Below are 25,241 nucleotides of genomic sequence, written 5' to 3' on the forward strand. Positions count from 1 at the left end.
AGCGCACCCGAAGCATCCACTCATCCCGATTGCGCTCCAACGCGGCCGCTGCGAGGCCGCCAACACGTTCTCCGCTATGGGCCGCCTGCTGATCCCTCGCATCGCGGTGGCCCTGGTGGCCATCGAGCATGTGTACATCCTGGTGCTGGAGATGTTCTTCTGGAACAAGCCCTTGGGCCTGAAGACCTTCAACCTGACCCAGGAGCTGGCTGACGCCACCACCACGCTGGCGGCCAACCAGGGGCTGTACAACGGCTTCCTGGCCGCGGGTTTGTTCTGGGGGTTGTTCACCCACAACCGGCTGTTCAAGATTTTCTTCCTGGGTTGCGTGATCGTGGCCGGGGTGTTTGGTGCCGCCACGGCAGCGCCCAAGATTTTCTTCAGCCAGGCATTGCCCGCCATCATTGCGCTGGGCCTGGTGCTGGCCTTTGACAAGCCTGCCACACAGCGCAACCACTAAACATCAAAAACCATAGCTGCCAGCGCTTACCCAGTAAGCGCTGGCAGCTATTTTTAATTGCAATCCGCACAGGCCATCGACCTTTGCAAGCTGGCATTCAGCGACACGCGCGATGATGGGGCTGGAGACAACCCCATGAAGATCGCCTTGCTGTCCGACATCCACGCCAACCGCGAGGCCCTGGACGCCTGCCTGCAGCACGCACGCGCCCAGGGCGCCGAGCAGTTCGCGCTGCTGGGCGATCTGGTGGGCTACGGCGGCGAACCCGTGGCGGTGGTGGAGCTGGCCCGTGATCTGGTCCGCCAGGGCGCGCTCTGCGTGCTGGGCAACCACGACGCCATGGCGCTCGCGCCGCCCGCCAACCCGCGCAACCGCAGCGAGCTGGGCGCGCAATGGACCCACGACCAGTTGGGCAACAACCACATCGCCTTTCTGCAATCGCTGCCCCTCACCGCCCGTTGGAGCGAAAACGCGCTGCTGGTGCATGCGAGCGTGGACTACCCCGAGCAATGGCGCTATGTGGAAGACGCCAACGCCGCCGAGCGCAGCATGACGGCCGCCCAGGCCATCGACCCGGCCATCCGCTACGTGTTCTGCGGCCATGTGCACGAACAGGCGCTGTACTTCCTCACGCCCACCGCCAAGCTCATGCGTTTTGCACCCGAGCCCGGCGTGCCCGTGCCGGTGCCGCCGCACCGCCAGTGGCTGGGCATCGTGGGTTCGGTGGGCCAGCCGCGCGATGGCGATGCGCGCGCCATGTACGCCATGTTTGACGACACGGCGCGGCAGATCACCTTCTACCGCGTGCCGTATGACCACCTGGCCGCCGCCGCCGCCATCCGCGCAGCGGGCCTCCCGGGTTTCTACGCGGACCGCCTGGAGCATGGCCAATGACGCTGCTCGCCCCCGGCACCGAGATCGACGGCTTTCGTGTGGTGGACTGCATCCATGCAGGTGGCATGGCGCACATCTACGCAGTGGAGTACGCGCAGGCAGGCCGCAGCCCCGGCTTTCCGATGGCGATGAAGATCCCACGCATGACGGCGGGCGATGGGGCCGAGAACATCGTGAGCTTCGAGGTGGAGCTGCAGATCCTGCCCGTGCTGAATGGCCCGCATGTGCCGCGTTTTGTGGCCGCAGGCGATCTGGTGCGCCTGCCCTACCTGGTGATGGAATACATCCCCGGCCAGACGCTGCAGCACTGGGTGGATGCGCCCGAACGCTGCGACACCGCAACAATAGCCCGCCTGGGCGCGGCCACCGCGCGCGCTGCGCACAGCCTGCACCAGCAGAACGTGTGCCACCTCGACCTCAAACCGGACAACGTGCTCATCCAGGCCGACGGCAGCGCCGTGTTGCTGGACTTTGGCCTGTCATGCCACGCGCACTACCCGGACCTGCTGGCCGAGGAAATGCGCCAGGCCGTGGGCTCACCCGCCTGGATTGCGCCCGAGCAGGTCGTGGGCGTGCGCGGCGACCCGCGCAGCGACATCTTTGCCATCGGTGTCATGTTGTACGAGCTGGCCACGGGCGAACTGCCCTTTGGCGCCCCCGCCACCCGCGGCGGCATGCGCCAGCGCCTGTGGATGACGCCCGCGCCCCCGCGCAAGCGCCGCGCCGACATCCCGCCCTGGCTGCAAGAGATCATCCTGCGCTGCCTGGAGCCCGAGGCCTCCCACCGCTACCCCTCGGCCGCGCACCTGGCGTTTGACCTGTCGCACCCCGGGCAGGTGCACATCACCGAACGCGGTGAACGCACCGAGCGCACGCCGCTCTCCACCCACTTCAAGCGCTGGCTGCGAGCGGCCGGCATGCACTACCAGCCCAGCCCCCTGCCCTCCCAGCAGATCGAAGACACGCCCATCCTCATGGTGGCCGTGCCACATGCCGATGTGAGCGATGCCACGCTGTATTCGCTGCGCCAGGCCGTGGCCCGCTCGCTGGGCATGCGCCCCGGCGCACGGCTGGCCTGCGTGACGGTGATCTCCCCCGGCGCCAGCAGCATCAGCGACGACAACCGCAGCGAAACCACGCTGCACCGCCAGCACATGGCCCGCCTGCGCCAGTGGGCCCAAGCGCTGGACCTGACCGGGCACACCGTGAGCTACCACGTGCTCGAAGCCGGTGATGTGGCCCACGCGCTGGTGCGCTATGCGGCCAGCAACCATGTCAGCATGATGATCGTGGGCGCGGCCACCCACGGGCTGCAGATGCAGCGTTTTATTGACACGGTGCCCATTCGCGTGGCGCGCGACGCGCCCTGCACCGTCATCCTGGTCAAACAGGCGCTGCCGTTCGAGCAACTGGGCCAGTCGTTCCCGGGGTGACATGGCTTCGCGCTTCGCCATGCCCTTCCCGGTCGGGCTGAGCGTGCCGAAGCCACGAGTGACCCGCTTTCGACGCATGAAGGAAAGTGGGTGTGAATCCGCAGCGCTGCTGTCACCCAGGCGGCGCACACCGCTTGAGCCGCACGGCGCTTTCGTTTAGCGTGGAGGCATGAGCACCACCACCCTCCTCGTGCGCCAGGACCAGTTGGCCACCACCCGCCTGTCGACCACCGAAGACACCGCCCTTGCCGACGGCCAGGTGCGTGTGCGGGTCGAGCAGTTTGCGCTGACCGCCAACAACATCACCTATGCCGCCCTGGGCGACATGCTGAACTACTGGCAGTTCTTCCCCACCGGCGAACCCGGCTGGGGCATCGTGCCTGTGTGGGGGTTTGGCTCGGTGCTGCAGTCCACCCACCCGGCCATCGCTGTGGGCGAGCGGCTGTATGGCTACTGGCCCATGGCCAGCCACGCCGTGTTGTCGCCCCAGCGGCCCACACCCCAAGGCTTCAGCGACGGGGCACCCCATCGCGCGGGCCTGCACGCTGTGTACAACCACTATCTGCGCACCAGCGCCGACGGGCTGTACCGCGCCGACAACGAAGACGTGCAGGCGCTGCTGCGGCCGCTGTTCATCACCTCGTGGCTCATCGACGACTTTCTGGCGGACCAGCAGTTTTTTGGCGCAAAACGCATGCTGCTGTCCAGCGCATCGAGCAAAACGGCCTACGGCACCGCGTTCCAGCTGGCGCAGCGGAGCGGCATCGAGGTGATCGGCCTCACCTCGCCCGGCAACGTGGCGTTTTGCGAAAGCCTGGGCTGCTACAGCCGCGTGGTGACCTACGACGCGCTGGATCAGCTCGATGGCGCCACGCCCAGCGTGTACATCGACTTTGCAGGCAGCGTGGGCCTGCGCCAGCGCATCCATGCCCACTTCACCGGCCTGGCCTACAGCTGCTCGGTGGGCGCCAGCCATGTGCAGGACCTGGGTGGCGCAGGCCAGCTGCCCGGCCCACGCCCCGTGATGTTTTTTGCGCCAGCGCAGGTCAAGAAGCGGCACGCGGACTGGGGCGCACAAGGCCTGAACGACCGACTGCTGGCCGCCTGGAACCAGTTCAGCGACGCCGTGGCAGCACCACCCCAGCCTTGGCTGGTGGTGCAGCACCACGCAGGGCCCGAGGCCACGCAGACGCTGTTTGCGTCCGTATTGGCCGGCAGCAGCGACCCGCGCGCCGGGCACATCGCCACGATGCAGGCGGGCTGACGCCAGTGAACCGGGGCTGCGGCAGGGCTGGCAGCGACAATGCGGCATGACTGCACTGCCCCCTGACGACGACCAAGCCGACCACAACTACAACATCGCCAGCACCGCTGACACCGCCAACGACCAGCATCCCTACGCCCGCCTCACCCCCGACCACGTGCTGGACGCGCTGGCCAGCGTGGGGCTCTATGGCGATGGCCGCCTGATGGCCCTGTCGTCGTACGAAAACCGGGTGTACCAGGTCACGCTGGAAGACGGCGAACGTGTGGTGGCCAAGTTCTACCGCCCCGGCCGCTGGACGGACGCACAGATCCTCGAAGAACACACCTTTGCCGCCGAACTGATGGCTGCCGAGGTGCCCGCTGTGGGCCCGCTGGTGCTGAACGGCAGCACGCTGCACCAGCACGGCGGTTTTGCGTTTTCGGTCAGCCCCTGGCGCGGCGGCCGCCAGCCTGAACTGGATGATTTTGAGGTGCTCGAATGGATCGGCCGCTTTCTGGCACGCATCCACACCGTGGGTGCAGCGCAGCCTTTTGTGCACCGCCCCTTGCTGGATGCGCAAACCTTTGGCACCGCGTCGCGCGACTGGCTTTTAGCGCAGGGCATCATTCCGCTCGACATGCAAGCCGCCTGGAAGGAGCAATGCGACAAAGCTCTTGATTTGATAGCTACTAGCGCTTATCCATCAAGCGCTAGAGGCCAATTTTGCTTAAAAAATACCACCGCCATCCGTTTACACGGCGACTGCCACCCCGGCAACATCCTCTGGACCCCGCTGGACGAATGGGGCCGCGGCGGCCCGCACTTTGTGGACCTGGACGACGCGCGCATGGGCCCGGCCGTGCAGGACCTGTGGATGCTGCTGTCGGGTGACCGGCGCCAGCGCACCCACCAGTTGAGCGCACTGGTCGACGGCTATGAGCAGTTCCGCAGCTTTGACCGCCGCGAGCTGGCACTGATCGAACCGCTGCGCACGCTGCGCCTGATCCACTACAGCGCCTGGCTGGCGCGCCGCTGGCAAGACCCGATCTTCCCGGTCAACTTCCCGTGGTTTGGCACCAGCGACTACTGGCGCGGGCAAGTGGACATGTTGATCGAGCAGATTGAGGCCATGCAAGAAGAACCGTTGAGCATTTGAGCGTCTTTGAGCACACCAAAGCGAACTTCTATATAATCAGCGTTTCGATAAAGCCAAGTTTTCATAATGGCGCGCTATTTAGACCCTTGCAGGTCCGCGCTCCGCCGTTGATCATGTGGCCCTTGTGCCACTGGGCCAGACACTACCGACGTCTGGCCACCCAGGATCCGCTCCACGCTCTTGTGGATCCTGTCGGTGCTCTCCTGGATTTTTGAAACCTCCGAGCGAGGTTTGCGACCAGGATCGAATCACCCGGACAGCGCCCAGGCTGCCCATTTTGCTATCCCCTTTTGACGACGCCGAAGCACTGCTTGCGGCCTGCTTTTCCATGACTTTGACCGCACCCAACACCATTGTTGGCAAATACCTGATCTCGCCCCTGACCCGCATGCTCGACGACGGCCGCTACGCCGCCTCGGTATCGATCCGCTCCGGCTCTGGCCGCGGCACCCACGACCGCGTGATGCGTCTTGTGCCGGTGTTTGCAGACCACGCCACCGCCGCCCACTACGCCACCCGGGAAGGCATGCGCTGGGTGCAGCACCGCCACGCCACCTGAAGAACGTCTTGCCCCAGGCTCTTGGTAGCCTGGGCGCGGCACATTGCAAACCATTGTCAACCCACACGCACAGCGAACTGATGTCGGGCACCATCAAAGCACTCCCCATTGGGGGGAGTTTTCTTTTGATATTTTGGGGAGGTCGATGCCTCCCGCCCGAACACCATGCGCATTGCAGTTCTTGACGATGACCCGATCCTGCTGGAGCTGATCAAAGGGACGCTGGAGCGCCACCACCACGTCTGCCACACCTACGCCAGCGGTACCAGCCTGCTGAAAGATGTGAGGCACGAAACCTTTGACCTGCTGATCGTGGACTGGCATTTGCCCGACATGGAAGGCACAGAGGTTGTGCAGACCGTGCGCCAGATCGGCGGCCCGCAGCTCCCCATCTTGTTTATCACCCGCCGCCAGGACGAACGCGATGTTGTCCACGCGTTGGCTTGCGGTGCCGATGACTTCATGACCAAACCGCTGCGCATGGGTGAATTGGTGGCGCGCACCACCGCACTGATGCGCCGCGCGTTCCCGGAGGCCATGGGCATGCGGCTGGTGTTCGGACCTTACTGCTTTGATGCAGACAAACGCTCACTCGCAGTGCACGGCCAAACGGTGGAACTCAAGAACCGCGAATACGAACTCGCGCTCTTCATGTTCCGCAACCCCGGTCGACTGTTGTCACGCGCGCACCTGCGCGAAGTGGTCTGGGGCGACACCAACGAGGCTCCGTCGCGGTCGCTGGACACCCATGTATCGCGCTTGCGTACCAAGCTCGAACTGACGGACGCCAACGGCTACACGATCACGGCCATCTATGGCATGGGGTATCGGCTGGATCCGGTCGGACCGGGCACGACCGCGCCGGGCCGCACCCCGGCAGAAGCTACACACTGAGCAGATTCAGGTCGGTGGCAACGCGGGCGCCACCGACTCGCGCCACCCGCGCACCAGAACGTCGTTCACAAACCTCTGGTCCATCCACAACCACACCAGAATGGGCACCAGCGTTGGCAGCACCAGCGCGCCGACCTGGTAGCCATACACAATCGCCTCCATCTGCCATTGCGAGATGCGCAGCAACCGCAGGTTCAGCTGCGCCGCCAGCATCATCTGCATGAGGGAATACATGGTCAGGCTCAGCGCCTGAAACGGCAGCAACAACACATACCCTGCAATGGCACGCCCCACCCGCCCCTTGCCCCGCGCAGCCAACACCAACGCCAGGAAGATAGGCAACCCGTAGGCGTAACGGGCGGGGCTGGCTTCAATGGTGATTTCTCCACGGCGGCCGCCGGCTTCTGCCACCGGCACGGAGATGGCGGTGTCCACCTCCATGTTGCCGGGAGACAGGTGCACCTGCCGCACCCACATGCGGGCGTTCTGCTCCAACGCGATGTGCGACAGCACGCCCACGGGGTAAGAGGTCCAGGCGGACACCTGCGACCACAAAGCTGTGAGGACCACGATCCACCCGAAGGCGGACAGCACGAAGATCGTCAGTGCGGAAGGGCGACGCATGGGCACTCCGTTCTTTCCAGCCGGATCAGGCCGTGGGCCGCACGGGCGGCGACAGATCGAGCGACGTGCTGACAAGGGGGCCTGTGGGCGCCGCTCTTGGAGCGACAGGCTGCACCGGTGGGGTGGGCGGTGTAGGTGGCTCGTCGGACGGCGGCGGTGGCTCGGACCGCGCCTGCGCCTTGCTACCAGCGCGCACCCACAGCAGCCAGACAACCAGAACATCCAGCATGATGAGCGCCTGCCACAGGTATTCGTGGGCAAAATTGAACACGTCCGTATTCCACTGCCCCAGGTAGAACAGACTGATCACGCGCACTACGTTCAGTGCCTGCACCGCCACAAAGCCTGCTACCAGCCCGATCAGCTTGTGCCGCCAGGTAGACGGAAATGCGATGACGGCCGCAAACAGCACGATGCAGGCCTCGATGCCATTGCAGCCGGGCTCGATCGACACGCCAAATCCGGTCACCGTGTTCCACAGCACCTTGCCAGCAGCGGCCGCCGTCGAATCGAAAAGTGTGACCAGCGCCACGCAGATCCGTGCCAACAGCGCGGTCCACGGCAGCACCAGATGCTGCTGCACCACGCCCAGCATGTTGATGCCGAAAAACGTGAGCTGGATTGTGAGGAAGAGCAGGAAAAATCGAAGCATAGAAAAAATCAGGAGATTTGCACCAAAGCTCAGGATTCGGCACAAAGAGACCACGGACTGAACACGGCCTTGGCAGCAAGAAAAAGAGCCGGATGCTCAGGCAAGCATACCGGCTCTCGAACAGCTTCACCGCTGCCGCTGAGTGGTTCTAGCGGCGACGCTGAAGAGCCACCTCACGCAAAGCCAGGGAAGCCAATAGCATGGAAAGCAAGATCATGCCCCATTCGGAGAGTGTCGGAATGGAAGTCGGCGGTGGGGTGCCCACTGTTTTCGGTGTGGTCGAGCAGTTGTTTCCGCCCACTGGATCCGCAGGCATATCGACGCAAGCCGTGTTGCTCAAAGTCGCCGGCCCCGTGTACGGAGAGTCCACTCGAACGCGGACCGTGAAGTCGACGGAAGCGCCCGCCGCCAAACTGGCAATCACGCACACCACTTGACGAGACGCGCCGTCGTACGAGCAACCTGGTGCCGAGACAAACGCAAGTCCTGCTGGAAGTGCATCCGTCACCTGCGCACCATTGGCTGGCACCACGTCGCGACCACTGCCTGCCAGTTGCATGTTGGTCACACGCAGCGTGTAGTCGAACTCAGTGCCGGGCGTTGCCCTGGCAGCACTGGTGGTCTTGGCGATGCCAAGGTCAATCTCGCTGCCCACTGCAGGTGCACCGCGACTCGTCGTCGTGTCTTCGTCCACCACGTTGTTGGCTGTCTGCGTTTCGTTCTCGTCCACCGCCACCGTGACGTGGTTGCCCTGAGTCCCCGAGTAGGTCCCAGCAGTGATGATGCTCTCAGCCCGCATGCGGTAGGTCAATACGACCTGTTCGGATGTTCCCACGCCGATGGTGGGAAAAGTGCACTGCAGGGTTCCGGACATTGCCCCCACTGCGGGCTGTGTACACGCAGGTGCTGGCACGTTCACGCCTGCCACGGTTGCCGTCAGGCTGCCCCGGTAGCTGAACCGCGCCGTATTGCCCGCATTCGGGAAGGTATCGGTCATCACCAGATTCGTGCCAATGGAAGGGCCGGCGTTGCGGATGGTGACGGTGTACATCGTCTCCGCGCCCAAGGCGACGGGATCCACGCTGTCGGTCTTTTGCACCAGGATGTCGACCAAAGATGCGATCACGTTGGTTGTGATCGTTGACGAGTTGTTGGTCGTATCGGTTTCAGTGTCTCCAGCTCCCACGGTCACGTTGACGGTGTTGCTGATGGTGGTGCCCAGTGCAGCGGCCAATGGACGCACGGTAAAGGTGACCGTGCGGTTGCTGTTCGCATCCACGTTGGTCCAGCGGCAACTGAGCGTGCCACCAACGGAGTTCACCGCTGGCACGGTCGAACAGGTTCCGCTGTTCGACGGCGTGCCGACGCTGACAAACGCGGTATTGGGAGGCATCACGTCGGTGATGATGAGCTCGTTAGCTCTGGATGGACCGCCATTTCGCGCCGTGACCGTATATACGGTCGGCTGGCCTACGCGCACATTGCTGCTGGGGTTCACCGTCTTGGTGACGGTCGCGTCTACGCGCGGCTCTACGTTGCTGCTCACGGTGGCGCTGTTGTTGCTCCGGTCTGGGTCACCCACGTCCAGCGAATTGACGGTGGCCGTATTGCCGCGAGCAAGTACCGCCGCGGTGATGTTGTTGGGGCGCACCACGATGGTGACCGTCGCGGAGCCACCATTTCGCAGCAGCGTACCGAGGTTGCAATCGACGTCCTGGGAAGCAGCGTTCAGCGGATAGGGACCCACAGGTGAGCAACTGCCCTGCGTTGTGGTGATGCTTTGCAGGCCGCCAGTGGCGACAAGGTTGTTCACTGTGTCATACACATGCACATTCGTCGCATCCACCGTCGTCGAAAGATTGGTAGCGACGATGGTGTACGTGAGATTCTGGCCCACCACGACCGAGGCAGGGCTTACGCTTTTGGCGATCTGCAAGTCCGCAGAATTCACCCCGGTGGTGCCTGTGATACCGGCACCGACACAATTCCGCTCAAACCCGGGGGTGTCACCAGCCTCCACCGGGCCACCGCCACTGAGGGCGAGGCAAGCGTTGTTGGTCAGTGGGCCCGCGCTGGTATTGGTAGCAGGAATGGTCAGCGTGGGGGCGTTACTGTCAACCGCCAGGTTGCTGCTGCGTGTATGCGTGCAAGTCACCGTGACTGGACCGGCTGCGGGCAGGGCAGGACAGCTCCATGGCGACCCGCCAGGCAGGGCTGCCAATGACATTCCCGCCGGAATGGTTTCGGTGACGGTAATGACCTGGCCTGTGAGCACCGGCATCGGTCCAAAATTGCGCACCACGATGTTCCAGTCGTAGCTGGCACCTGTCACCACCGGGTTCACACTGGGGCTTTTGGAGATCTGCAGGTCGGCAGAGTTGTTGACGGTGACGGTGCTGGTGTTGTTGACACCATTCGCATCGGTCTCGGCTGCCGAGACGGTTCCCGTGTTGGGGATGTCGCCGATCCCAGACACGTTGGCCACCAACGAAATGGAGGGCAGATTAGTGAATGGCCCCCCAACGTAGGTACCTGGGTAAGTGCAGGTCAGTCGACCAGCAACGGTCGTGCCGAAATCGCAGACCCAAGGCGCGGCTGCGGAATGGCTGACATAGTCAAGACCTGCAGGCAGTGTGTCCGTCACCGTCACGTTGGTGGGTGGCGAGCCGCCTAGCTGGCGCGCAGTCAGCGTGAAAGTGGCCTGCGTTCCCCCTCCCCCCGCGGCCAGCGCGGCGGTCTTGGTGATGGTCATGTCGGTGCCAGCGGTGAGCGTCACCGTCTCCGTGTCGACGTTGTCGCTGGTATCGCCATCCGGAAAGTTGGACCTGACATCAAAAGTGGCGTCTACCGCACCAGTGACGTTGGCGACCGCAGGCACGGTAATGATTGGAAAACTCGCACCAGGGGCCAAGCCATCACTCCGGGAACAGGTGATCTCTGTGCCCGCGCCCCCCCCTGCGGGAGCGGTGCGCGGATAGCCGTTGGACGGTTGGCAGTCCCAACCCGTGCCAGTCGGTCGGCTTGTGACAGAGGCGCCTGTCGGCACATTGAAGGTGACTCTGGGCGACTGGCCCGACGGCAACGGGTCTGGCCCGCCGTTGTTGGTGACGGTGACCGCGTAGTTGTAAGGCGTGCCAGCCGCAATGGGGCCACCGGCGGAGGAAGTCGCCGACACAGCCAAGTTGGCGGCCGCAACCACGGTAATGTTCCGGGTCAATGAATTGTTGCCGGCATTGTTGTCAGCCGTGTCAGAAGTAAGCGCTGCAGAGTTGGTCCACACAGCAGCGGTAGGCAGCGTCACCCTTAATGTGACTGTGCGCGAGCCGAGATACGGAATCGACGCCCAAGTGCAGACATACGGCGCCACCGCTGTGCAGGTACCGCCGTTGCTTGCGGTCATGCTGACAAAGGTAGAGCCTGCCGGAATGGTGTCAGTCAACCTGACATTGGTCGCTGAAGACGTCCCGTTGTTATTGACCGTGATCGTGATCGTTGCGATACCCCCGGCAGGTACTGGATCAGGCGTCACCACATGCTGGGCCAGCACCATGTCGGCCGACTGCGCAAATGCAGCCCCGGCGAAGAGTCCGCCCACCAGCAACAGCCAGCGAAACTGCTGGACCGCGCTTGTAGTTCGTGTGGCGGGGACGCCCGCTCCACCTGCCGTGTTGCGCAACCCGGAGGGACTCGCATCACTATGAGATTGCGCTGCGTGCATCCTCGTGGGAAGCCCGCGCGATAGCCATCGCACTACATGGTCGAACATAGATTCTCCTGATGTGAACTGCAAAAATTTCATCCACGCCGCGACCTCACCAGGCCCCTTTTCGGGGTGGCAAAAAAGTTCGGCACGAGGGAGTACGGAGACGCGCCCTGACCGCGGCGGCTGAATGCAGGGCTCGAATCTATCGGCCCAGAGACGCGCTGCGCGCCGGGCCACAATCGTTAACTTTTGACGGGTGGGTGGCGTGTTCTTTGCACCACGCTCCAACCTAAACTCGGGTGCATGTCAATCGGGGAATTACACGCAATCCGCCAGTTCGCCGCATGCCGCGCTGGGGCTGCCGAGCGTGGGTGTGATGCTCCGATCTGCACACCTGTTGGCACGGTGAACTACGCGCCACGCACGCGAATTTCCTCATGATTTCCGAGCGCCTTTTTCACCACCGCCCACTCGCCACCAAGATCGCCTTGCTCGTGGCATTGATGGGTGCGATCTCATTGGCGGTGATGGGCTACGCGCTGAACAGCATGCTCAGCGTGGACCAGAACTACCGCTCACTCATTGAGTCCGAGATGCGCCTGGCGACCCACCTCGGCGATGCCGCGGCAACGTTGAGTGAAACCCGGCGCACCGTTCATACAGCCGTCTTTGATCAGGATGCCACGCGTCGGCAAAGCGCGGCGCATCAGGTGCGCACGATGCAACGCGCCTTCATGGCCCAACTGGACGCAGTCACGCAGATGCAGCCCGCATCTGCCTCCGATATCGGTTTGCTAGCCGCCAAAGCATCTGCACTTTTTAATGAGGCAACGCAGGCCACCGAGGCCGTTGACATTCATTCAGAGGGGCAAGCGCAGCGCATCGTGCGCGAACGTTTCGAACCCGCACTTCGGGCGCTGAGTGACGATGTAGGCGCACTTCGTCAGCGGTATATGAACCGCTTCGAAGCCTCTGTCGCCTCAACCAATGCGGCCACAGACCGCACGCTCTGGACCACGACACTGGCAGTGACGCTGGGGTTGGCGATGGTGATTGCGTTGTCCGCCTACGTGGCGGTGTCCCAGATTTCTCGCCCCGTGGCTCACCTCACACGCATCATGGAGCGGCTGACCGCACGGGACTACGCCGAGGCCATACCGGGCACGCAACGACGCGACGAGGTGGGCACCATGGCCAGAGCGCTGCAGGTGTTCAAAGACAGCATGCAGCGGGCTGATCAGTTGGCTGCGGAGGTGGTGGCAAGTGCCGAAGCGCGACGGCTGTCCGAACAACTGGTCGACTTGACGGGTGCGATTCCAGGCGCGGTGTTCCAGATGCAACTGCGCACCGACGGTTGGTGCCAATTTTTGTTTGTCAGCGACAAGGCCGCCCACTTGCCTGGTGTACCCGCCAAGGCGCTGCGACGGACCGAAGGCCCCATCGAAGAGGCCTATGGTGCGAACGATGCATTGAAGACTTGTGTACGGGAGGCATTCACCACCAGCATGCACACCCTGGGCCCTGTGGACTTTGATGTGCAAGTGGACGACGGCCCCGATGGCCCCCGTTGGTTGCGCACCCTGGCCACCGCCCGCCCCTTGCCCGACGGCGGCGCGATGTTCAACGGCGTGTGGCTGGACGTGACCGACCGCAAACGGGAAGCCCAGGCGCTGCGCGAAGCCAAGGACACCGCGGAGCAGGCCGCAAGCGACCGCGCTCAATTTCTTGCGGTGATGAGCCACGAGATTCGCACACCGCTCAACGCGATCCTCGGCCTGTCGCAATTGGCGCTCAAGGAGCCGCTGAACACAGCACAACAAGAGCGCGTGGAGCAGATGCAGCGCTCTAGCAAACATCTGCTGGGCATCGTGAACGACATCCTGGATTTCTCGAAGATGGATGGCGGTCACCTGCAGCTGGAGAAGCGCGCATTTGCGCTGCAACACGTTCTGTCTGACGTGATGGACATGCTGGCACCCAAGGCGCTGCGCAAGGGCTTGGCGCTGCAGGTGCACATCGACGACGAAGTGCCGGACCATCTGATGGGAGACCCACAACGCATCGCGCAAATCCTGATCAACTACGTTCAGAACGCGATCAAGTTCACGGCGAAAGGCGAGGTCGTCGTAGCGCTGCGGATCGATTCCGAGGACGCTCAAGGCCTTGTTCTGCACGGCGAGGTGAGGGACACGGGCATGGGCCTCACCGAATCCCAGATGGCACAGTTGTTCCAGCCCTTTCACCAGTCCGATACCTCCATCACCCGCCGGTTTGGCGGCACCGGACTCGGCTTGGTCATTTCTCGCCAGTTGGCCGAGCTGATGGAGGGTTCCGCGGGCGTGCACAGCACGCCCGGTGAGGGCAGCACCTTCTGGTTCACTGCCCGCGTGCAGCGCGCGCCAGAGCCGCTTGCCATGCCAACCGACGAGTCCGGGCCTCCGCAGCTGGCGCTGGTACCGTCCATTCCCCTCGTGCAGCGCGTACTGGTGGTGGACGACAACCCCTTGAACCTGCAGGTGGCTTGTGGGCTGCTTGCGTACGCAGGCATCACGGCAGACAGCGCCGCCGATGGCGCTCAAGCGATGGAACAGCTGGCAAACGCCCCGCCGGACACCTATACCGCGGTGTTGATGGACATGCAGATGCCCGTGATGGATGGGCTGAGCGCCACCCGTGCCCTGCGAGCCCTGCCCCAGTGGCGCGATTTGCCCATTGTCGCCATGACTGCCAACGCCACCCACGCCGACATCGAGGCGGCGTATGCGGCGGGAGTGAACGCCTACCTGGCCAAGCCGCTGCTCGAAGATGTTCTGTGGCGGACGCTTGCGCCTTGGCTACAGCCCGCCCACCCGACCTCACCCATTGCAGCCAAAGCGCAACCGTCACCGGCGCCGACACCGCAACCTCTGCCCAATGCGCCACTGCAGCGCGCGCCGTTTGACGCGCGCATCCTTGAAGAACTTCTCGTGCTGTTCGATCCACCCAGTCTGCGCACGTTGCTGGCCCACTTCATCCGCAACTGCGAACGCCGCATGTCCGTGATCCAGTCTGCCGTCCACCGTGAGGATTGGGCAACAACGTACCGCGAGGCACATGCGCTGGGCGGTTCGGTGGGGAGTTTTGGGTTGCTCAGGCTCAACGACGTGGCCCAGGCGCTGGAAAACGCTGCCCGCGCCCGGGAGCCCCAAGCCGTTGTCCAGCAGTACCAGGCGCTGACTGCCGCAGCAGAGGAAGGCCTGATGCAGCTGCGCGCCATGCAGACACTCCTCGGGGGTCCGCCAACGCCCGGAGAGCCACCGCGGTCTTGAGCAATCGGGTCGCCCTGGGCTATGCTGCAAGCACTTTCATCCCCCAGCGAGTTGGTCAGCCCATGAAGGATTTGCTTCGTAACCTTTTTTCCATCCGCCAAAAGCGCAAGGCTGCGCCGGTGGGCCCTTTGCCCCAGGTGGGGGCTTTCATCATCCGCGGGCAGGTCAAGATGGCCGTCAACCAGCCCCTGCCCCGCGAGCTGTGGGACTGGCTGGTGCTCTCGGGCTGGCGCAACCTGCCCGTGAAAACCGACCGACGCAAGGGACTGCTGGTGCCCGAAGGCGCGCTCAAAGAACTGATGGAGGCCGACCCGCTGGAGCGCAACCGGGCGCACTCGCGCATCCTGGAGCAGGCCCAGGCCGAGGATTAGCCCCAGCCGGACAGACAGGGGCATTCTGGGTCCGCCCATCCAGAAGCCAGCCAAAAACACAAAACCCCGGTGGTGCGATGGCACCCCAGGGTTTTGCTTTAATTTTGATAGCTATCAGCGCTTGATACATAAGCGCTAGAGGCCATTTTGACCAATATTTAGACCAGCAAAGCGTTCACCCGCTTCACATAGGCGGCCGGGTCTTCGGGCAGGCCGCCTTCGGCCAGCAGCGCCTGGTCGAACAGGATGTGGGCCAGGTCGTGAAAATGCACGCTGCCGTCCAGCTTCTTGACCAGCGCGTGCTCGGCGTTCACCTCCAGCACCGGCTTGGTCTCAGGCGCTTGCTGGCCAGCCTGCTTGAGCATGCGGGCCAGTTGGGTGCTCATGCCGTCGTCCTGCACCACCAGGCAGGCGGGTGAGTCGACCAAGCGCGTGGTCACACGCACGTCTTCGGCCTTGTCCTTGAGCGCTTCTTTCAGCTTGGCCAGCACGGGCTTGAAGGCTTCGGCGGCTTCTTCTGCGGCTTTCTTCTCGGCCTCGTCCTGCAGTGTGCCCAGATCGACCGCGCCCTTGGCCACGCTTTGCAGCGGAGTGCCGTCAAACTCGTGCAGGTAGTTCAGCGCCCACTCGTCCACGCGGTCGGTCATCAAGAGCACTTCAATGCCCTTCTTCTTGAAGACTTCGAGCTGCGGGCTGTTCTTGGCGGCGGCCAGGGTGTCGGCGGTGATGTAGTAAATCGCCTCCTGGCCTTCCTTCATGCGCGCCTTGTAGTCGGCAAAGCCCACGGTGGCGATATCGCTGGTCGTGGATGCAAAACGCAGCAACTTGGCCAGGCGTTCGCGGTTGCCAAAGTCTTCGCCCAGGCCTTCTTTCAGCACGGCGCCGAACTCGGCATAGAACGCCGTGTACTTGCCTTCCTTGGCCTTGTCGTCGGCGTCGACTACGTCCGTCACGGCGTCGTCACCGGCCGTGGCTTCGTGCTTGTCATGTTTGGCCAGATCTTCCAGCATGCTCAGCACGCGCTTGGTCGAGCCTTCGCGGATGGCACGCACATCACGGCTTTCCTGCAGCAGCTCGCGGCTTACGTTCAGGGGCAGGTCGGCCGAGTCGATCACGCCCTTGACGAAACGCAGGTAGGTGGGCATCAGCGCCTCGGCGTCGTCCATGATGAACACGCGCTTGACGTAGAGCTTCACACCGGCCTTCTTGTCGCGGTTCCACAGGTCGAACGGTGCCTTGGCGGGGATGTACAACAGCTGCGTGTACTCGGTGTTGCCTTCCACGCGGTTGTGCGCCCAGGTCAGCGGGGCTTCCTGGTCGTGGCTGATGGCTTTGTAGAAGTCGGTGTACTGCTCTTCGGTCACGTCCTTCTTGGGGCGGCTCCACAGCGCGCTGGCCTTGTTGATGGTTTCCCATTCGCCGGTCTTGACCATGCCACCGGGCTGGCGACCGCCGTTTTCGTCGCCGGGGGTGATCAGCTCGCCGTCTTTCCACTCTTCCTTTTCCATCAGGATGGGCAGGCTGATGTGGTCCGAGTATTTGGCGATGACTTGCTTGAGCTTCCAGGCGTTGAGGTATTCCTCGGCATCGTCGCGCAGGTGCAGGACGATGCTGGTGCCGCGCTGTGGGCGGTTGATGGTTTCCACCTCGAAGTCGCCCGTGCCGCCGCTGATCCAGCGCACGCCTTCTTCGGCGGGCAGGCCCGCACGGCGCGATTCCACGGTGATCTTGTCGGCCACGATGAAGCCGGAGTAGAAACCCACGCCAAACTGGCCGATGAGCTGGGCGTCCTGCTTCTGGTCGCCGCTGAGCTTGCCCATGAAGTCTTTGGTGCCGCTCTTGGCAATCGTGCCCAGGTGGTCGATGGCCTCTTGCTGGCTCATGCCGATGCCGTTGTCGGTGATGGTGAGCGTCTTGGCGGCCTTGTCGAAGCTCACGCGCACTTCGAGGTTGGGCGCGTCTTCAAACAGGGCGGAGTTGTTCAGGCCCTCAAAACGCAGCTTGTCGCAGGCGTCGGACGCGTTGGAGATCAGCTCGCGCAGGAAAATTTCCTGGTTGGAGTACAGCGAGTGGGTAACCAGGTGCAGCAGCTGGGCCACTTCGGCCTGGAACGACAGGGTTTGCTTGCTCATGGGAGGTTTCTCTCTCAGTCGAAATGGGTCAATACAAAACAGGAAACAAAAGGGCCCGGCACAAAAAATCACGCCTGCCGAACCAGCAGGCGTGATTTAGGGGCAACTCAGGGCTTTTCAAGGGCTGCCAGTGCATGGCCGCCGTTGGGCCCAGCGGTTCAACCGTCGGCGTTGATGCGCTGGATCAGCGTCTTGAGCATGGCGTCGGCCTTGTCGTTGGCCACCTGGCAGGTGCCCGCCGCGGCGTGGCCGCCACCGCCAAACTCCAGCATCAGGTTGCCCACATGGGTGTTGCTGCTGCGGTCCAAAATGGACTTGCCGGTGGCAAACACCGTGTTCTGCTTTTGCAGGCCCCACATCACATGGATGGAAATGTTGGCCTTCGGGAACAGCGCATAAATCATGAACCGGTTGGTGGCCCAGATAGTTTCTTCATCGCGCAGGTCCAGCACCACCAGGTTGCCGATGGAAATCGCACAGCTGAGCAACTGCTCCTTGGCTTTGGCAGCCTGTTCGCGGTACAGGTTCACGCGCTCCTGCACATCCGGCAGCGCCAATATCTCTTCGATGGTGTGGTCGCGGCAGTACTGGATGAGGTCCATCATCAGCGCGTAGTTGCTGATGCGGAACTCGCGGAACCGGCCCAGCCCCGTGCGCGAATCCATCAGGTAGTTCAGCAGCACCCAGCCTTGGGGGTTGAGGATGTCGTCGCGCGAATACTGGGCCGAATCGGCCTGGTCCACCGCGGCCATCATTTCGTCGGTGACGCGCGGGAAGGCGGCCTTGCCGCCGTAATGGTTGTAGACCACGCGCGCGGCAGAAGGGGCATGCGCTTCGATGATGTGGTTCTCGTCCCGGCGGCCCGAGTTGCGGATGGTTTCCGATTCGTGGTGGTCAAACACCAGGTGGGCGCCCGGCACGTAGGGCAGGTTGGTGGTGATGTCGCGGCTGGTGATGGCCACTTTGCCGTCCTGCATGTCCTTGGGGTGGACAAAGGTGATTTCGTCAATGAGGTCCAGTTCATTGAGCAGCACGGCACAGACCAGGCCGTCAAAGTCACTGCGGGTGACCAGGCGGTATTTCACATCGCTCACTAAATTCTCCTTAATACGATTCACTGGGGCACATGGTAGCGGGGGTCCAGCCACCGGCAACGCCGTCGGCAAGGAAAAAGGCCCCGTCCGGGCGGCTTTTCATGGAGATCGCAACCACTGTTCAACCTGCCGGGCCACCCCCTTGTCACCCAGCAAAGCAAGGTGGCCCAGACGGTAGAACACGGCTTGCCGCTGCTTGGGGAACCCCAGGGTTCGCTTTGCATCATCGTGGATGCCCAGGGCACTGTGCAATGGCACCAACCCATCCCCCACCAGGCGGTCAGCCGCCGGGCTGCGCCGAGGAGCGACGGCGGCAGCCACGGCATGACTGGCCACGCCCTCGGGCAGGGGTACGGGCGTGCGCTGGTCGGGGCTTTTTCGAAAGCGGTCACGCCCCACCCAGTCGGAGTCCAGCACATGGCCGTAACGCAGGTCGGTGATGCCCGCACTGCGCAACTGCGCCAGGCGCGCAAACGGCCGTGAATACGGCGTGCTGCCCAGCAGCGCATCGACCCAGTGCCCCGCCCGCTCCAGCGGCGCGCCATGGTGGGGCGTACCCAGGAAGACCAGGTGGCGCAGCAGGGGCAGCCAGCGGCTGGGCGGCGCGCCGGGCGCGGCCGCTTGCCCACAGGCGCTGCGCGCCACCAGGCCGCCCATGCTGTGCGCCAGCACTGCGATCTCCGTCACTGGCACGGGCCACGCTGCCACCAGCGATTCCAGCTGGCTCGACAACTCAGCTCCGTTGGTGGAGGTGTGCAGGCCCGTGTTGTACCGCAAGTAAACGGGTGTGTAACCCAGCGTCTGCGCCAGGTAGGCACCATGGTCATGGCCCTCACACAGCCATTGCAGGTCGTTCATGCACAGGCCATGCACCAGCACCAGCAGCTTGCTGGTGGCAGGACCGGAGGCGGCCAAGGCAAGCACATCCAGCGGCAAGCCTGCTTGATAAAACCCCATGCGGGTGCACAGCGGGTTGTTGTCGCGGGCCAGGCGATCGCCCATCACGCCGTTCAGCGCGGCAATGACGGCTTCGCGCTCCCATTGCACCGCCGTCGTGGGCGCAGTTTGCGCAAAAAACGGCTCCAACCGCGCCAAACCCGCTTGCAAGCCAGCATCCACCAGTTGCGTCACACCGCGAATGCTCTGGTAGACCAGGCCGGTCAGCCCCCGGGTGCGGCCCGGTTCAGCCCCACCAGGCAGGCCCATCGTGCCCAGCACCGACTGGTGCACCCCTTCCGCCACGCGGCTGATGCCGGTAGTGGCCTGCGTGGCCAACCGCGCCATGCCCCGCAGGTCGGAGGCGCGCAGCTGGCGCAGCGGATTGGGTTTGGGGGCCTTGGCGGCACCAGCAGCAGCGGGGCGGGGACGCGGGGGATTGGGCATGCAGAAGGCTCCGGTCAGAAATGCAAGGCGGTGAGCGCGCTGAGCCCGTCCATGCTCAAAATCGCTCGTTGGGCGACAGGTAGCGCCACTGCCCTACCGGCAGATTCCCCAGGGTCACGCGGCCGATGCGGATGCGTTTGAGGCCGACCACTTTGAGGCCCACCTGCTCGCACATGCGGCGGATCTGGCGTTTTTTGCCCTCCGTCAGCACAAAACGCAGTTGCTCGGGGTTCTGCCAATCGACCTTGGCGGGCTTGAGCGGCTGGCCATCCAGGCTCAGGCCGTGGCGCAGGCGCTCCAGCAATTCGGGCGGAAACACCGCCTGCACATTGGTGCTCACAGGATCGCGCTCATCGATTTCCTGCAGCGGCGCGGAGCGCTCACTGGGATGGCGTGGCACCGCCTGGCCAGGCGCCTGGTAGACCACCCGTACCAGATACTCCTTTTCCATCTCGGAGTCCTCGCCAATGATCTGGCGCGCCACGCGGCCGTCCTGGGTGAGCACCAGCAACCCGACCGAGTCGATGTCCAAACGCCCGCAAGGCGCCAAGCCCCGCAATTGCGGCGGCGAAAACCGATTCCGGCTGGGGTCGTCCCGCCAGTGGGTGCGGGGGTTGATCAGCGCCACGGCGGGCGTGTGGCCGTCCTCGGCCTGGCCGCTGACATAGCCCATGGGCTTGTGCAGCAAGATGGTGACGCGTTGCTCTTGAAAACCCTGCGCGACCTTGTCCACCTCAATGCGGTCCGTGGGCAGCACTTGCATACCCATCTCGGCGACCTCGCCATTGACCTTGACCCAGCCCTGAGCGACCCAATCATCCGCCTCGCGACGGGAGCACATGCCCAACTCGGCCATACGCTTGTTCAAGCGGGACGAAACCACGCCGTCCACGGTGAACGTGGCGGGCGCCCGCACGGGCTCCTGGCGAGGGGGCGCCTGGCGAACCGGGGCCACAAACGGGCCCGACGCTGTGCGGTAGTTGGGAGGTGCGGGCGCTCTGGCAGGCCGAGGCGGCGGCGCGGGCCGGGCGGGCGCCGCTTTGGCTGCCAACGTGGGGCGACGGAGCACCGGGCGCTCTGCGGGCGCAGAGGGCAAAGAAGGGGTAGCGGGGGCGGCGGGGCCGGCAGGCGGGCGGGAACTGGAAGAAGACATTGCGCGTATTTTCGCCTGCGGGGCCAGGTGGGCCAAATTTCAAGAATGAATCCGCGTTTTCGCCACGGCATCCGAGGCCAGTGAGGAAGCAGACCGAAGCTTACCCCTGGCGCCCCTGCCAGGCCAGAAAATCATCGACCGGCAGCGGTCGGGCCATGTGATAACCCTGCGCCTCGTCACACGCCAACTCTCGCAGCCGCTCCAGAATCGCCGCCGTCTCCACCCCTTCGGCCACCACAGTCAGGCCCAGGTTGTGGGCCAGGTCGATGGTGGAACGCACGATCATCGCGTCGTCTTCGCCCGTCTCCATGCCCATCACAAAGGACTTGTCGATCTTGAGTTCATCCACCGGCAGGCGTTTGAGGTAAGCGAGTGACGAATAACCGGTACCAAAGTCATCAATGGACAGTTTGAAGCCCTGCTCGGACAGGCGGTTGAGCATGGCCTCGGCGCGCTGGGGATCGTCCATGATGGCGCTCTCCGTGATCTCCAGGCAGAACGCCGTGGCGGGCACCCCATGGCGCACCAAAATGGCGGCCAGGCGGTTGCTCAGTTCCGGGTCCAGCAGGTCGCGGGTCGACAGGTTGACCGACACCCGAAGCGGCATGCCCCGCGTGCGCGGGTCGGCCAGCAGCAGGGCCACTTCTTCAAAAATCCACAGCGTCAGGTGCCGCACAAACCCGGTCTGTTCGGCAAAGGGGATGAACTGCATGGGCGGCACCAGCCCGCGCTGCGGGTGTTGCCAGCGCACCAGCGCCTCGGCTGCCATCCCGGCCTGGCCGTGCAGCGACACCTTCGGCTGCAAAAACAGGCGCAGTTCGTTGTGCTCCACCGCACGGCGCAGCTCGGTCAGCAGCGACAGCGTTTGTGCACTGGCCGAGTCCAGCGAGGCGTCGTACTGCAAGGCCCCGCTGAGCTTGCGCTTGGCCGCATACATGGCGATTTCCGACCGGCTGAGCAACGTGTCGGCATCCGGCGCATCGCCCGGCCAGCAGGCAAAGCCAATGGCGGCGCTCAGGTCCACGGTCTGGTCCTCAAACGCAATGGGCTGCTCAAACGACTGATTGATGCGCTGCGCAAGCGCATGGGCGGCCGTGGCATCGGCGCGCTGCAGCAGCAGGGCAAACTCGTTGCCCCCCAGGCGCGCGACCATGTCATCGGGCGATGCCATCTGTTGCGTCAGGCGCTCGGCCACGGCCTGCAGCAAGCGGTCGCCAAACGCATACCCCAGCACATCGTTCACGTGTTTGAAGCGGTCCAGGTCCAGCGTGAGCACGGCCAGGGGCTGCCCCGTCGCGGTGCTGCCGGCCCCCGCCTGCACCACGGCGTCACGAAAACGCTCGCGGTTGGGCAGGCCCGTCAGCCGGTCCCAGTAGGCCAGGCGCCGGATTTCGGTTTGCTGGGTGCCGATGTCCACGCGCATGTGGTCGAACGAGCGCGCCAGATTGCCGATTTCGTCATTGCGGCCGGTGTGTTCCAGCGGCACGTCGTATTCCCCGCGCGACAAACGCTGCGTGGCGGCCAGCAAGGAGCGCAGGGGCGTGGTCAGGCGCTGCGCCATCAGACCCGTGCCCACGGCAAACAGCAGCACACCCGCCACGGTGATGATGGCCAGGAGCACCTGCAACTGGCGGTAGGGCGCCACCACCTCGTCCACCGAGCGCAGCAGCAAGGCCCGCACCTCGCCACTGGCGCTGTCGAGGCGGCTGCTGCGCACCAGCAGCGTGCCCTCGGGCGTGCGCAGTTCGTCGGGCATCACTGCCTGGTTCTTGAGCACGGCCAGCGTCTCGGGCGGCAAGGTGCTGACCGGAATCTGCAAGGCGCCGTCGGTGCCGGTCACGACCAGCGCCACGTTGACGGACAACAACTGGCGCATTTCGTCGGCCAGCGCCTGGTCGATGGGAAACCCCATCAACACCCAGCCGATCACCACCGGCGCCCGCATGGGCACCATCACAAACTGGTAGGGCACGCCGTCCATCACCGCCACCCGGCTGCCCAGGGGCTGCGTGGCCAGCGGGGGCACCACCTGGCGCAGCGTTTCAGGAAACTCGTCCATGCTGTCGTCGGTCAGGCTCACGGCGCGCAATGTGAGGTCGGTGTCCAGCAGCGCCGTGACGGCGGCGCCGATGCGGCTGCCGTGGTTTTCGAGCACGGACTGGATGGTTTCCTGGTCGCCCGAGTTCACGGCCGACCGAAAGCCGAAGTCTGCCGCCAGCAGGGCCGATCCCTGGCGCAGCTTGTCGGCGTTTTGCTCCAGCAGGCGGCGCCACACGTTTTCGTCCAGGTCCAGCGCGCGGGCGATCTGGGCGCGGGCATTGCGGTCGATGGTGGCACGCACCACCGCAAAACCGGCGGCCTGCACGATGAGCAGCAGCAGCAGCGACAACCCCACCAGCCGCAGGATGAGGCTGCGCCGCGCCCAGCGCAGCGTCAAGGCTGCAGCCCCGTCAAACGCACCGACGCCGTACCCACACCCGTCGCTGGCACCGTGATCGACTGCTCCAGCGCGGGCGCACCGACGGGCAGGCGTGTGTGCCAGGTGCGCAGCGTGTAGGTGCCCGCAGGCACGTTGTCGATCTGTGCCTTGCCAGTGGCTGCCGCACTGCGCGCGTAATACGGCGTGTCCACCACCAGGATCCAGCCCACCATCTGGTCGTGGATGTTGCAACCCAGGGCGACGACGCCCGCCCGGTCAAACAGCACGGGGTTGGACGGCGTGCCGGTGTAGAGCTTGAGCTCGAACTTCTTGACCGGAGAAAACGAATACACGTGGTGGCGCACCGTGTCGCGGTTGGGGAACAGCACCTCGGTGCCCACGGGCACCACCAGCAGGCCCGGTAAAAACTGCCTTTTTTCTTGCGCCATCTCGGCGCCCGTCAGCGGCTTGACGAGCTTGCGCGCTTCGGCCGAATCCAGAAACACCACCGCGTCGGCCACCGGCTTGCCCGCGCCATCCAGCACCTCGACCTGCACCGTGCCCGCGTGCGCGGCAGCGCACAGGCCCAGCAGCGCGCCCCACACCGCAGCCCGCGCCCACCGGTTGGGGGTGGCTGGGGGCAGGTCCACCTGCCGGTGCGGTTGCGGGCGGCCTTGTTTCATCACGGTTCGATGGCCATGCCCAGCAGGGGCGCGCCCTCGCCGACCTTGCCCAGGGGCTTGGCGGCGCCGGTGGCCAGGTCCACCAGATGCAGGCGGGTCTGGTTGTCGGTGGGGGTGCGCACTGCAATCAGGGCGGTATTGCCCACATCGGCAATGTCAAACGCCACATCGGTCAGCGGCCCCAGGCCCAGGGCGCCCACCGTGCGCAACTGGCCGGTGTTGGGCGACACCACCGGGGTGGCGCCTTCGCGGGAGCCTTGCATGACCAGCACGCCCAGTGCGCGGTCGATGGCGTAGTTGGTGGTCAGCTTGCTGTCCTGGGTGTTGTAGGTGTAGGCGGCGCCTGCAATGTCAGGAGCGCGGCGCGCGTTGGCGTCGCTCGCGGCGTAGCGCAGTGCGGGGTCGGGCTGCACGCCGTCGACCGCGGGGTCGCCATCCACCGCGGCACCCGTGTCGGGGTGCAGGCGCAGGTTCTGCCCGGTGCTGGACACCACGCGGATGCGGTCCGCCGCCGGGTTGAAGTCAAAGCCGAACGCCGCGCCGTTGAGCGCGAGCACCGCAGGCGCTGCGCCCACGGGTTTCAGCGCGCCGGTCGGGATGTCCAGTGTGTACAACCGCCCAGCTTGCGACAGCGCATACAACACCCCGCGCGCCACCCGAAAATCGATACCCACCAGGCGCTCGCCCGCGGCCAAGCCGGTGACGGGGCGGCGCTCCAGAATGCGATCAGGCTGCCCGGCATTGAACGTGATGAGTTCGTGCGAAGCCGTCACCGCCACCACCAATTCGCGCTGGGCTGCCCCCGGCGCGGGGGGCGCCGCGCAACCCGCCAGCAACGACGAAACCACCAGCGCGCCCCAAACGGAACGGCGGACCAAGGGGCGGAAAAAACGGTTCATACAAAGCCTCGCATCTGTAACCGGGTTATACCCGAGGGACTTTTGCCCCGCAGCCCCGGGGGTAACCCTTGGCAGGGGTAAATTCATCAATTTTTATAGCTATCAGCGCTTTACCCATAAGCGCTAGAGGCACTTTTTGCTCAAAACAGCGATGCAGTGACCTGTTTCACTTTCGCTC

The 25,241-nt window shown here is 64.4% G+C and carries 19 protein-coding genes; 9 read left to right on the top strand and 10 right to left on the bottom strand.

Annotation, left to right across the window (positions count from 1 at the left end; all coding sequences use genetic code 11):
• Nucleotides 1-76 precede the first annotated feature (76 nt).
• The 7 genes from ACK41V_RS19295 to ACK41V_RS19325 all read left to right on the top strand — a co-directional run bounded on the left by ACK41V_RS19295 (nucleotide 77) and on the right by ACK41V_RS19325 (nucleotide 6,642).
• Nucleotides 77-460 (top strand): DUF1304 domain-containing protein, encoded by a 384-nt coding sequence (locus ACK41V_RS19295; RefSeq protein WP_409784722.1) that lies wholly within the window; start codon nucleotides 77-79, stop codon nucleotides 458-460.
• A 135-nt stretch (nucleotides 461-595) separates the two neighbouring features.
• A complete protein-coding gene (locus ACK41V_RS19300; protein WP_409784690.1) occupies nucleotides 596-1,354 on the top strand; it encodes a metallophosphoesterase family protein in 759 nt (252 codons plus the stop codon).
• On the top strand, nucleotides 1,351-2,787 hold the full coding sequence (locus tag ACK41V_RS19305; protein WP_409784692.1) for a serine/threonine protein kinase: 1,437 nt from the start codon (nucleotides 1,351-1,353) through the stop codon (nucleotides 2,785-2,787). The genes ACK41V_RS19300 and ACK41V_RS19305 overlap by 4 nt, the downstream gene beginning before the upstream one ends.
• Before the next feature lie 169 nt (nucleotides 2,788-2,956).
• Nucleotides 2,957-4,051: a DUF2855 family protein gene (locus tag ACK41V_RS19310; RefSeq protein WP_409784694.1), complete on the top strand. Its 1,095-nt coding sequence runs from the start codon at nucleotides 2,957-2,959 to the stop codon at nucleotides 4,049-4,051.
• A gap of 46 nt (nucleotides 4,052-4,097) precedes the next feature.
• Nucleotides 4,098-5,189, top strand: coding sequence for a serine/threonine protein kinase (locus ACK41V_RS19315; RefSeq protein ID WP_409784696.1), 1,092 nt, complete (start codon nucleotides 4,098-4,100; stop codon nucleotides 5,187-5,189).
• A gap of 328 nt (nucleotides 5,190-5,517) precedes the next feature.
• Nucleotides 5,518-5,748, top strand: a complete 231-nt coding sequence (locus tag ACK41V_RS19320; RefSeq protein ID WP_409784698.1) for a hypothetical protein — start codon at nucleotides 5,518-5,520, stop codon at nucleotides 5,746-5,748.
• 165 nt (nucleotides 5,749-5,913) lie between these two features.
• Nucleotides 5,914-6,642, top strand: coding sequence for a response regulator transcription factor (locus tag ACK41V_RS19325; RefSeq protein WP_409784700.1), 729 nt, complete (start codon nucleotides 5,914-5,916; stop codon nucleotides 6,640-6,642).
• 6 nt (nucleotides 6,643-6,648) lie between these two features.
• Here the strand turns inward: ACK41V_RS19325 and ACK41V_RS19330 are convergent, their stop codons facing one another.
• The 3 genes from ACK41V_RS19330 to ACK41V_RS19340 all read right to left on the bottom strand — a co-directional run bounded on the left by ACK41V_RS19330 (nucleotide 6,649) and on the right by ACK41V_RS19340 (nucleotide 11,513).
• On the bottom strand, nucleotides 6,649-7,266 hold the full coding sequence (locus tag ACK41V_RS19330; RefSeq protein WP_409784702.1) for an exosortase H-associated membrane protein: 618 nt from the start codon (nucleotides 7,264-7,266) through the stop codon (nucleotides 6,649-6,651).
• 25 nt (nucleotides 7,267-7,291) lie between these two features.
• Entirely contained in the window at nucleotides 7,292-7,918 is a 627-nt protein-coding gene (gene xrtH / locus ACK41V_RS19335) for an exosortase H (RefSeq protein WP_409784704.1), read from the bottom strand.
• A gap of 148 nt (nucleotides 7,919-8,066) precedes the next feature.
• The gene (locus ACK41V_RS19340) at nucleotides 8,067-11,513 is read right to left on the bottom strand and encodes an IPTL-CTERM sorting domain-containing protein (protein WP_409784706.1); all 3,447 of its coding nucleotides are present in this window, start codon (nucleotides 11,511-11,513) and stop codon (nucleotides 8,067-8,069) included.
• 545 nt (nucleotides 11,514-12,058) lie between these two features.
• Between ACK41V_RS19340 and ACK41V_RS19345 the strand changes: the two genes are divergently transcribed.
• Both ACK41V_RS19345 and ACK41V_RS19350 read left to right on the top strand, forming a co-directional pair.
• On the top strand, nucleotides 12,059-14,929 hold the full coding sequence (locus ACK41V_RS19345) for an ATP-binding protein (RefSeq protein ID WP_409784708.1): 2,871 nt from the start codon (nucleotides 12,059-12,061) through the stop codon (nucleotides 14,927-14,929).
• Between the two features lie 62 nt (nucleotides 14,930-14,991).
• Entirely contained in the window at nucleotides 14,992-15,300 is a 309-nt protein-coding gene (locus tag ACK41V_RS19350) for a hypothetical protein (protein WP_409784709.1), read from the top strand.
• Nucleotides 15,301-15,458: 158 nt separating this feature from the next.
• Here ACK41V_RS19350 and htpG read toward each other — a convergent pair whose 3' ends face one another.
• The 7 genes from htpG to ACK41V_RS19385 all read right to left on the bottom strand — a co-directional run bounded on the left by htpG (nucleotide 15,459) and on the right by ACK41V_RS19385 (nucleotide 25,063).
• The gene (gene htpG, locus ACK41V_RS19355; protein ID WP_409784711.1) at nucleotides 15,459-17,432 is read right to left on the bottom strand and encodes a molecular chaperone HtpG; all 1,974 of its coding nucleotides are present in this window, start codon (nucleotides 17,430-17,432) and stop codon (nucleotides 15,459-15,461) included.
• 158 nt (nucleotides 17,433-17,590) lie between these two features.
• Complete coding sequence (locus ACK41V_RS19360; RefSeq protein ID WP_409784713.1) at nucleotides 17,591-18,526, bottom strand: exopolyphosphatase; 936 nt, start codon at nucleotides 18,524-18,526, stop codon at nucleotides 17,591-17,593.
• A 99-nt stretch (nucleotides 18,527-18,625) separates the two neighbouring features.
• The gene (locus ACK41V_RS19365) at nucleotides 18,626-19,909 is read right to left on the bottom strand and encodes an esterase/lipase family protein (protein ID WP_409784715.1); all 1,284 of its coding nucleotides are present in this window, start codon (nucleotides 19,907-19,909) and stop codon (nucleotides 18,626-18,628) included.
• 55 nt (nucleotides 19,910-19,964) lie between these two features.
• Complete coding sequence (locus ACK41V_RS19370; protein ID WP_409784724.1) at nucleotides 19,965-20,801, bottom strand: pseudouridine synthase; 837 nt, start codon at nucleotides 20,799-20,801, stop codon at nucleotides 19,965-19,967.
• A 361-nt stretch (nucleotides 20,802-21,162) separates the two neighbouring features.
• The gene (locus ACK41V_RS19375) at nucleotides 21,163-23,499 is read right to left on the bottom strand and encodes a putative bifunctional diguanylate cyclase/phosphodiesterase (RefSeq protein ID WP_409784717.1); all 2,337 of its coding nucleotides are present in this window, start codon (nucleotides 23,497-23,499) and stop codon (nucleotides 21,163-21,165) included.
• Nucleotides 23,496-24,164: a methylamine utilization protein gene (locus ACK41V_RS19380; protein WP_409784718.1), complete on the bottom strand. Its 669-nt coding sequence runs from the start codon at nucleotides 24,162-24,164 to the stop codon at nucleotides 23,496-23,498. The genes ACK41V_RS19375 and ACK41V_RS19380 overlap by 4 nt, the downstream gene beginning before the upstream one ends.
• Nucleotides 24,164-25,063, bottom strand: coding sequence for a DUF4394 domain-containing protein (locus ACK41V_RS19385; protein WP_409784720.1), 900 nt, complete (start codon nucleotides 25,061-25,063; stop codon nucleotides 24,164-24,166). Before ACK41V_RS19385 ends, ACK41V_RS19380 begins: the two co-directional genes overlap by 1 nt.
• Nucleotides 25,064-25,241 lie beyond the last annotated feature (178 nt).

The sequence above is a fragment of the Acidovorax sp. genome, assembly GCF_046291265.1.
Taxonomy (GTDB): Bacteria; Pseudomonadota; Gammaproteobacteria; order Burkholderiales; family Burkholderiaceae_C; genus Acidovorax.

Coding starts and splice junctions, on each gene's coding strand:
- ACK41V_RS19295 (WP_409784722.1), top strand. CDS start 77: ATGGGCCGCCTGCTGATCCCTCGCATCGCGGTGGCCCTGGTGGCCATC.
- ACK41V_RS19300 (WP_409784690.1), top strand. CDS start 596: ATGAAGATCGCCTTGCTGTCCGACATCCACGCCAACCGCGAGGCCCTG.
- ACK41V_RS19305 (WP_409784692.1), top strand. CDS start 1,351: ATGACGCTGCTCGCCCCCGGCACCGAGATCGACGGCTTTCGTGTGGTG.
- ACK41V_RS19310 (WP_409784694.1), top strand. CDS start 2,957: ATGAGCACCACCACCCTCCTCGTGCGCCAGGACCAGTTGGCCACCACC.
- ACK41V_RS19315 (WP_409784696.1), top strand. CDS start 4,098: ATGACTGCACTGCCCCCTGACGACGACCAAGCCGACCACAACTACAAC.
- ACK41V_RS19320 (WP_409784698.1), top strand. CDS start 5,518: ATGACTTTGACCGCACCCAACACCATTGTTGGCAAATACCTGATCTCG.
- ACK41V_RS19325 (WP_409784700.1), top strand. CDS start 5,914: ATGCGCATTGCAGTTCTTGACGATGACCCGATCCTGCTGGAGCTGATC.
- ACK41V_RS19330 (WP_409784702.1), bottom strand. CDS start 7,266: ATGCGTCGCCCTTCCGCACTGACGATCTTCGTGCTGTCCGCCTTCGGG.
- xrtH (WP_409784704.1), bottom strand. CDS start 7,918: ATGCTTCGATTTTTCCTGCTCTTCCTCACAATCCAGCTCACGTTTTTC.
- ACK41V_RS19345 (WP_409784708.1), top strand. CDS start 12,059: ATGATTTCCGAGCGCCTTTTTCACCACCGCCCACTCGCCACCAAGATC.
- ACK41V_RS19350 (WP_409784709.1), top strand. CDS start 14,992: ATGAAGGATTTGCTTCGTAACCTTTTTTCCATCCGCCAAAAGCGCAAG.
- htpG (WP_409784711.1), bottom strand. CDS start 17,432: ATGAGCAAGCAAACCCTGTCGTTCCAGGCCGAAGTGGCCCAGCTGCTG.
- ACK41V_RS19365 (WP_409784715.1), bottom strand. CDS start 19,909: ATGCCCAATCCCCCGCGTCCCCGCCCCGCTGCTGCTGGTGCCGCCAAG.
- ACK41V_RS19380 (WP_409784718.1), bottom strand. CDS start 24,164: ATGAAACAAGGCCGCCCGCAACCGCACCGGCAGGTGGACCTGCCCCCA.
- ACK41V_RS19385 (WP_409784720.1), bottom strand. CDS start 25,063: ATGAACCGTTTTTTCCGCCCCTTGGTCCGCCGTTCCGTTTGGGGCGCG.